General features: G+C 70.1%; 6 protein-coding genes. 5 read left to right on the top strand and 1 reads right to left on the bottom strand.

Going from position 1 to position 7,364, the window contains the following annotated elements:
• Positions 1-4: 4 nt before the first annotated feature.
• Entirely contained in the window at positions 5-1,042 is a 1,038-nt protein-coding gene (locus tag ACFWV8_RS20240; protein ID WP_384203759.1) for a PAC2 family protein, read from the bottom strand.
• A 254-nt stretch (positions 1,043-1,296) separates the two neighbouring features.
• On the opposite strand from ACFWV8_RS20240, the gene ACFWV8_RS20235 reads away from it, so the two are divergent.
• The 5 genes from ACFWV8_RS20235 to ACFWV8_RS20215 are packed head-to-tail and all read left to right on the top strand — an operon-like array spanning position 1,297 to position 7,293.
• A complete protein-coding gene (locus ACFWV8_RS20235) occupies positions 1,297-2,781 on the top strand; it encodes an enolase C-terminal domain-like protein (protein ID WP_384203756.1) in 1,485 nt (494 codons plus the stop codon).
• On the top strand, positions 2,778-3,566 hold the full coding sequence (locus ACFWV8_RS20230) for an SDR family NAD(P)-dependent oxidoreductase (RefSeq protein ID WP_384203753.1): 789 nt from the start codon (positions 2,778-2,780) through the stop codon (positions 3,564-3,566). The genes ACFWV8_RS20235 and ACFWV8_RS20230 overlap by 4 nt, the downstream gene beginning before the upstream one ends.
• A 57-nt stretch (positions 3,567-3,623) precedes the next feature.
• The gene (locus ACFWV8_RS20225; RefSeq protein WP_384203750.1) at positions 3,624-4,694 is read left to right on the top strand and encodes a sugar ABC transporter substrate-binding protein; all 1,071 of its coding nucleotides are present in this window, start codon (positions 3,624-3,626) and stop codon (positions 4,692-4,694) included.
• 2 nt (positions 4,695-4,696) lie between these two features.
• Complete coding sequence (locus ACFWV8_RS20220) at positions 4,697-6,265, top strand: sugar ABC transporter ATP-binding protein (RefSeq protein ID WP_384203747.1); 1,569 nt, start codon at positions 4,697-4,699, stop codon at positions 6,263-6,265.
• Positions 6,262-7,293 carry an ABC transporter permease gene (locus ACFWV8_RS20215; protein ID WP_384203744.1) on the top strand — a complete coding sequence of 344 codons (1,032 nt, stop codon included), beginning with the start codon at positions 6,262-6,264 and terminating at the stop codon, positions 7,291-7,293. Before ACFWV8_RS20220 ends, ACFWV8_RS20215 begins: the two co-directional genes overlap by 4 nt.
• Positions 7,294-7,364 lie beyond the last annotated feature (71 nt).

The raw sequence follows: 7,364 nt of genomic DNA, 5'->3' as shown, positions 1-7,364 counted from the left end.
GTCCTCAGTCGTCCGAGGAATCCTCGTCGTCCCCGTCGTCCGGACCCGGCTCCCGGTCAGGGCCGGTGCCTGTGCCCGAATCGGGTCCGGGGCGGGGCGGCCGGGGCGGGCGCCCACGGCCGGGACCCGACGTGTCGCGCAGATATGTCCCCGAGCCCTCGCCGCTCTCCGTGGCGTGTCCGCCGGGCGACTGCCCCGGACCGCCGTCACGCCGGCGCAGATACCGCTCGAACTCCCGCGCGATGGCCTCGCCCGATGCCTCCGGCAGCTCCGCGGTGTCGCGCGCCTCCTCCAGCGACTGGACGTACTCCGCCACCTCGCTGTCCTCGGCGGCCAGTTGGTCCACGCCGAGCTGCCACGCCCGCGCGTCCTCCGCCAGCTCGCCCAGCGGGATCCGCAGCCCGATCAGATCCTCCAGCCGGTTCAGCAGAGCCAGCGTCGCCTTCGGGTTGGGCGGCTGCGAGACGTAGTGCGGTACGGCGGCCCAGAGGCTCACCGCGGGTACCCCCGCGTGCGTGCACGCCTCCTGAAGGATGCCGACGATCCCGGTCGGGCCCTCGTACCGGGTCTCCTCCAGGTCCATCGTCCTGGCCAGGTCCGCGTCCGAGGTCACGCCGCTGACCGGCACCGGGCGGGTGTGCGGGGTGTCGCCGAGCAGCGCGCCCAGGATCACCACCATCTCCACGCCCAGCTCATGGGCGAAGCCCAGGATCTCGTTGCAGAAGGAGCGCCAGCGCATGGAGGGTTCGATCCCGCGGACCAGCACCAGGTCACGGGGTTTCTCGCCGCCGACCCGGACCACGGAGAGCCGGGTCGTGGGCCAGACGATCTTCCGTGCTCCGCCGTCCAGATAGACCGTGGGCCGGTTGACCTGGAAGTCGTAGTAGTCCTCGGCGTCGAGCGCCGCGAACACCTCGCCCTTCCACTCCCGGTCCAGATGTCCGACCGCGGTGGAGGCCGCGTCGCCGGCGTCGTTCCAGCCCTCGAACGCGGCCACCATGACCGGGTCGATCAGCTCGGGTACCCCCTCGAGCTCGATCACCCAGGCCTCCTTCCGAAGTGTGCTCTGAACGTACGGACCAACCTTACGGCTTCTCAGCTACCGGCCCGCAGCCCCCGTGCACGCGCGGGTGAACTTCCGCGTCGCTGGGCATGGCTGGGGGTGCCGACCCCGGAATCGGAGAATTCATCCGAGCTGTGACCGTAAATTTCGTTCCGCCCCTGGACGTTTACCCGTCAACGACGCTATACATCGGATGACCGAAGAGGTCCGATGTTCTTCTCAGGGGGCGTGCAGTGAGTCAGACCGTCACAGAGTTCGAGGTACACGACATCCGCTTCCCCACCTCGGAACAGCTCGACGGCTCGGACGCGATGAACCCCGACCCCGACTACTCCGCCGCGTATGTGGTCCTGCGCACCGGCGAGGGCGCCGAGGGCCATGGATTCTGCTTCACCATAGGCCGCGGCAACGACGTGCTCGCCGCCGCCATCGAAGCCCTGCGGCCGTACGTCATCGGCCGCCGGGCACCGCGTACCGCAGCCGATCTCGCCGCGCTCCACATCGAGCTCACCCATGACTCGCAACTGCGCTGGCTCGGTCCGGAGAAGGGCGTGATGCACATGGCCGCGGGCGCGGTCATCAACGCCGCCTGGGACCTCGCCGCCAAGGCGGCGGGCCTGCCCGTCTGGGAGTTCCTGGCTGGCATGACGCCCGAGGAACTGGTCTCGCTCGTCGACTTCCGCTATCTCACCGACGCCATCACCCCGGTCGAGGCGCTGGAGATCCTGCGCGCCGCCGAGCCTGGCCGGGCTGAGCGCGCGGCCCGGCTGCGCGCCGAGGGCTACCCCGCGTACACCACATCGCCCGGCTGGCTCGGCTACGACGACACCAAGCTCGTCACCCTCGCCGAACAGGCCGTCGCCGACGGCTTCCAGCAGATCAAGCTCAAGGTGGGCGGCGATCTGGACGACGACGTACGGCGGATGAAGCTGGCCCGCGCGGCGGTCGGCCCCGACATCCGGATCGCCGTCGACGCCAACCAGCGCTGGGACGTGCCCGACGCGATCCGCTGGATGACCGCGCTGGCCCCGCACGAGCCGTACTGGATCGAGGAGCCCACCAGCCCCGACGACATCCTCGGTCACGCCGCCGTCCGGGCCGGCCAGCCGGTCAAGGTCGCCACCGGCGAACACATCGCCAACCGCGTGGTGTTCAAGCAACTGCTCCAGGCCGAGGCCGTCGACTTCGTCCAGATCGACGCGGCGCGCGTCGCCGGCGTCAACGAGAACCTGGCGGTCCTGCTCCTCGCCGCCAAGTACGGCAAACCGGTCTGCCCGCACGCGGGCGGAGTCGGCCTGTGCGAACTGGTCCAGCATCTGGCCATGTTCGACTACGTTGCCGTCTCGGGCACCTGGGAGGACCGTGCGATCGAATACGTCGACCACCTCCACGAGCACTTCACCGACCCCGTGGTGATCGACTCCGGCCGCTACGTCGCGCCGGGCGCCCCGGGCTTCTCCGCGCGGATGCGCCCGGAGTCGATGGCCGCGCACCGCTATCCGGAAGGGCCCGTCTGGCAGGCCCGCCGCTCGGGTCCTGTCCGGGCGACCTCTGCCGGGCCCGGGGCGTCTGGTACGGCACCTCGCCGCGTTGCCGAAGCGCCCACAGGAAACCACCCTGCGGGCACTTCGGCGCCTTGCGATGCACCGCACCAGACGCCCCGGGCTGATCCGACAAGATCGCCCGGACAGGACCCCACCGAGGAGGTCAACTCATGACCGGGGCACAGGACACAGGAGACTTCGCGGGCCTGGGCGCCCTCGTCACCGGCGGTGCCTCCGGCATCGGGGCGGCCGTCGCGACCCTGCTGCTCGCGCGCGGCGCGCGCGTCGCCGTACTCGACCGGGACACCGAATCCGCCCCCGAAGGCACCCTGGCGCTCAAGGCCGATGTGACCGACGACGCCGCCGTCCGCGCCGCGGTCGACGCTGCCGCCGCCGAGTTCGGCGCCCTGCACACCGTCGTCTCCAACGCCGGGATCGGCGCCATCGGCACCGTCACCGACAACGACGACGCCGAGTGGCTGCGGGTCCTCGACATCAACGTCCTCGGCATGGTCCGCACCGCGCGCCACGCCCTGCCCCATCTGCGGCGCGCCGCCGCCGGCCGGCCCGGCTGCGTCTCGATCACCCACACCTGCTCCATCGCCGCCACGGCGGGGCTGCCCCAACGCGCCCTCTACAGCGCCAGCAAGGGCGCCGTGCAGTCGCTGACCCTCGCGATGGCCGCCGACCACGTCCGTGAGGGCGTCCGCGTCAACTGCGTCAACCCCGGTACCGCGGACACCCCCTGGGTCGGCCGCCTGCTCGACCAGGCACCCGACCCGGCGGCCGAACGCGCCGCCCTCGAAGCGCGCCAGCCCACGGGACGGCTGGTCAGCGCGGACGAGGTCGCCGCGGCGGTCGCGTACCTCGCCAGCCCCGCCGCGGCTGCCGTCACGGGCACGGCACTCGCGGTCGACGGCGGAATGCAGGGCCTCCGTCTGCGCCCCGCCACGCCCTGAGCCCGCCACGCCCTGAGCCTGAGTCTGAGCCGACACTCATCCAAGGACGGAAAAACCATGCTGCGACACCCAGTGGGGCGATCCCCACGCACCGTACTGCGTACGAGCGCCGCGGCCTGCGCCGCGCTGCTCGCCGTGACGGCCCTCGCGGGCTGCAACCGTGACTCGGAGAGCGGGGACGGCGGTGGCGGCAAGGTCGGCATCGACCTGCCGCGCAGTGACAGCGACTTCTGGAACTCCTACCAGCAGTACATCGAGTCGGGCGTCAAGGACGAGGAGATCGACGCGCTGTCGCTGACCAACTCGCAGAACGACATCGGCAAGCTCGTCTCCAACGTCCAGGCCTTCACCGACCAGGGCGCCAAGGCCGTGGTCATGGCCCCGCAGGACACCGGCGCGATAGCCGAGACGCTGGCCGAGCTGAACGACAAGGACATCCCCGTCGTCAGCGTGGACACCCGCCCCGACAAGGGCGACGTCTACATGGTCGTACGGGCCGACAACCGGGCGTACGGGCAGCAGGCCTGTGAATACCTCGGCGAACAGCTGGGCGGCAAGGGCAAGGTCGCCGAGTTCCAGGGCGACCTCTCCTCCATCAACGGCCGTGACCGCTCGGAGGCGTTCAAGAGCTGCATGGACGAGAAGTTCCCCGGCATCAAGGTGTTCGAGCTGGCCACCGAGTGGAAGGGCGAAGTGGCGTCCGCCAAGCTCCAGTCCACGCTCGCCGCCCACCCGGACCTGAACGGCATCTACATGCAGGCCGGCGGCGTCTTCCTGCAGCCCACCCTCGCCCTCCTGGAGCAGAAGAAGCTCCTCAAGCCGGCGGGGGAGAAGGGCCACATCACGATCATCTCCAACGACGGCATCCCGGAGGAGCTGGACGCGATCCGCGAGGGCAAGATCGACGCCACCGTCTCGCAGCCCGCCGACCTCTACGCCAAGTACGCCCTGTACTACGCGAAGGAGGCGCTGGCCGGGAAGACCCCGAAGGAGGGTCCGACCGACCACGACTCCAACATCATCAAGATCCCGAACGGTTACGAGGACCAGCTTCCCGCGCCCCTGGTGACCAAGGAGAACGTGGACGACAAGGCGCTGTGGGCCAACCAGCTGGAGAAGAAGAGCTAACCATGAACCAGGCCCAGGCACCTGCGGCCGGGGCGCCGGCAGCGGCGGCGCCCGCCGTCCACGCGGAGGGCATCGTCAAGCGCTTCGGTCCCACCGTGGCGCTCGACGGTGTCCGGCTGACCGTCGCGCCCGGCGAGTCCCACGCACTCGTCGGGCGCAACGGCGCCGGCAAGTCCACCCTCGTCAGCGTCCTCACCGGACTCCACGAGGCCGACGCGGGAAAGGTGAGCTTCGGCGGAGAACCGGCGCCCGCCTTCGGCGACATCTCGGCCTGGCAGTCCAAGGTCGCCTGCGTCTACCAGAAGTCGATGGTCGTACCCGACCTGACCGTCGCCGAGAATCTCTTCCTCAACAACTACGGCCTGGACAAGGGCGGTTCGGGGATCGGCGGGCGCCTCATCAGCTGGCGCGGGCTCCGTACCCGCGCCGAGGAGCTGCTCGCCGAGTACGGCGTCAGCGTCGACCCGAACACCCGGGCCAAGGATCTCGCCGTCGAGCAGCGGCAGTTCGTGGAGATCGCGCGCGCCCTCTCCTTCGGCGCCCGGCTGATCATCCTCGACGAGCCGACGGCCCAGCTCGACGCCCGCGGCATCGACAGCCTCTTCGAGAAGCTCCGCGACCTCCAGAGCCAGGGGGTGGCGTTCCTCTTCATCTCGCACCACCTCCAGGAGGTGTACGAGCTGTGCAGCACCGTCACCGTCTACCGCGACGCCCGCCATGTCCTGACCGCGCCGGTCGCCGATCTGGCCAAGGCGGACCTGGTGACGGCCATGACGGGCGACGCGGCGAGTTCGGCGGCCGACTGGCACGCCGCCAACGCGGTTGTCCCGGACCGGACCGTGGAGCCCGTACTGACCACCGAAGGGCTCGCCCTGGAGGGCGAGTTCGAACCGCTCGACCTCGAAGTGCGGCCCGGTGAGGTCCTCGGTGTGGCCGGGGCAGCCGCCAGCGGCAACACCGCGCTGGGCGAGATCCTGGTCGGCATGCGGAAGGCGACGGCGGGCCGCGTCGCGGTGCGCGACCGGACGGTCAGGCCGGGCAGCGTCCCGGACTCGCTGGACGCCGGGATCGGCTACATCCCCGAGGACCGGCACCTCCAGGGACTCGTACTGAACCGCAGCGTCGCCGAGAACGCCACGCTCACGGTCGCCGACCAGCTCGGCCCGTGGGGGACCGTACTGCCCTCCCGTACACGGGAGTTCGCCCGGTCGATGATCGCCTCGCTGGACATCAAGACCACCGGGCCCGAGCAGCCGGTCTCGGGTCTCTCCGGCGGCAACCAGCAGAAGGTGGTGGTCGCGCGGGCGCTGGCCCGCGCGCCCAGCGTGCTGGTGGCCCTGCGCCCCACGGCGGGGGTCGACGTGAAGTCGAAGGATTCGCTGCTCGGTGTCGTACGCCGGGTGGCCGACGAAGGAAACGCGGCCGTGATCATCTCCGACGAGCTGGATGATCTGCGGGTCTGTGATCGCGTACTGGCCCTGTTCCACGGGCGAGTGGTGGCAACGTTCGGGAGCGGGTGGACCGACCGGGAACTGGTCGCCGCCATGGAAGGTGTGGGGGAGAACCGATGACCGAGACGATACGACCGCCGGTGCTCGACAAGGAGCGTGCCGACGACCATCCGCTGAGCCGGCTGAAGCTCATCAGGTGGAGCGACTTCTCGCTCGTGCCGGTGATCCTGGTGCTGATGGTGATCGGCTTCATCGTCTCGCCGGTCTTCCTCACCTCCAACAACCTGATCAGCGTCGTCCAGCAGTCGTCCGAGCTGAGCCTGCTGGTGCTCGGCCAGGCACTGATCCTGATCTGCGGCCGGATGGACCTGTCGCTGGAGTCGACCATCGGCATCGCGCCGGTCATCGCCATGTGGATGGTGCTGCCGAGCGAGGGCGGCCGGTTCGCCGGACTGGATCTGCTGCCCGTCTGGATGGCCATCCCGGCGTGTCTGCTGGTCGGCATGATCGTCGGAGTCGTCAACGGCTTCCTGATGCTGAAGCTGCGGGTCAACGGGTTCATCGCGACCCTCGGCATGCTCACGATGCTGCGCGGCCTCCAGATCGGCATCACCGAGGGCAAGTCGATCACCGATGTCCCGGAGTCCTTCCGCTACCTCGGCAAGACCGACTGGCTCGGGGCGCCCGCCGCCGTCTGGATCTGTCTGGCGCTCTTCGCGATCGGCGGGGCCTCGCTCGCCTGGCTGCGCCACGGGCGTTCGCTGTACGCCATCGGCGGCAACCCGGAGGCGGCGCGCGCCGCCGGTATCCGGGTGGACCGGATCACCTGGATCGTGCTCGCGATCGGCGGTGTCCTCGCGGCCTTCGCCGGCATCCTCTACACCGGCCACTACGGCTCCGTCGCGGCGACCCAGGGCAACGGCTGGATCTTCCAGGTCTTCGCCGCCGCCGTCATCGGCGGCATCAGTCTCAAGGGCGGGCGCGGCACGCTCTTCGGGGCGCTGACCGGTGTGCTGACGCTTCAGCTCGTGGTGAACGTGATGACGCTGGGCGGGGTTCCGGCGCTCTGGAACCAGTTCCTGAACGGCGCGATCATCATCGTCGCCCTGGTCATCTCGCGGTTCGCGAGCGGCGAGAAGCAGGACTGACCTGTCACGACGTCGCCGCCGAAGCGGGTCATGGACACGGTCATGGACACGGGCCTCCCGGGATGGATTCC

Origin of the sequence: Streptomyces sp. NPDC058665, from assembly GCF_042714995.1 — a bacterium.
Classification (GTDB): domain Bacteria; phylum Actinomycetota; class Actinomycetes; order Streptomycetales; family Streptomycetaceae; genus Streptomyces.
Note: the sequence above shows the minus strand (reverse complement) of the source record. Positions and strands in the feature narration are given on the sequence as shown.

What these genes read in the sequence shown, in the direction of transcription:
- ACFWV8_RS20230 (WP_384203753.1), top strand. Translation starts at nt 2,778, where the DNA reads ATGACCGGGGCACAGGACACAGGAGACTTCGCGGGCCTGGGCGCCCTC.
- ACFWV8_RS20220 (WP_384203747.1), top strand. Translation starts at nt 4,697, where the DNA reads ATGAACCAGGCCCAGGCACCTGCGGCCGGGGCGCCGGCAGCGGCGGCG.
- ACFWV8_RS20215 (WP_384203744.1), top strand. Translation starts at nt 6,262, where the DNA reads ATGACCGAGACGATACGACCGCCGGTGCTCGACAAGGAGCGTGCCGAC.
- ACFWV8_RS20225 (WP_384203750.1), top strand. Translation starts at nt 3,624, where the DNA reads ATGCTGCGACACCCAGTGGGGCGATCCCCACGCACCGTACTGCGTACG.